The organism is Psychrobacter sp. T6-1, assembly GCF_052258445.1.
Window position 1 is genome coordinate 1 of sequence record NZ_JBQQFC010000689.1, and the last position, 728, is coordinate 728.

Below are 728 nucleotides of genomic sequence, written 5' to 3' on the forward strand. Positions count from 1 at the left end.
GTTAAAGAGCCTGAGATGCTGCGAGAGCCGACTTTGGAGGAGAGAGTCTATACAGGTGAAGCCTTATCAATGGAGTTTCAAGACGTTGAGGTTCGTAGCGTTTTAGATATCTTGGCGCAGTTCACCGATATGAATATTGTCGCCAGTGATTCAGTCGCCGGCAATATTACCTTACGCCTTATTAACGTACCTTGGGATCAAGCGCTAGATATTATTCTAAAGAGTAAAAATCTTGGTAAGCGTGAGAATGGTAACGTCATTTTGGTCGCGCCATCCACTGAACTTGCTGAACAAGAAGCGCGTGAGCTGGCAGCACAGCAGGCGGTAGAAGCATACGCGCCGCTACGTACCGAATACATTCGTCTAAGCTACGCTAGAGCGCAAGACGTGTTTAATCTGATATCGCAAGGGAGCGGCTCAACAGGTAACAACAATATCGGCGGGGCGATTAATAATAACATCGGTACGGCTAACCGTTTTGAAGACAACAGCACGCTACTCTCACCGCGCGGTACAGTCACTATTGATGAGCGCACCAATACTTTGATCGTAAAAGATGTCGCAGATAGCATCGAGAACATTCGCGAACTTATTAGCAAAATTGACATTCCTGTACGCCAAGTCATGATCGAGGCACGTATTGTGAGTGCAACCGATAGCTTTAGTAAAGAGATCGGTGTGCGCTGGGGTATCTTGTCTAATGGCGCTGCAAACAATCGTAGTTTGCT

General features: G+C 46.8%; 1 protein-coding gene. It reads left to right on the forward strand.

The window, feature by feature from the left end:
- The coding region (locus tag ACTXGO_RS15420; protein ID WP_443575135.1) for a secretin N-terminal domain-containing protein at nucleotides 1-728 on the forward strand (728 nt) is incomplete at both ends.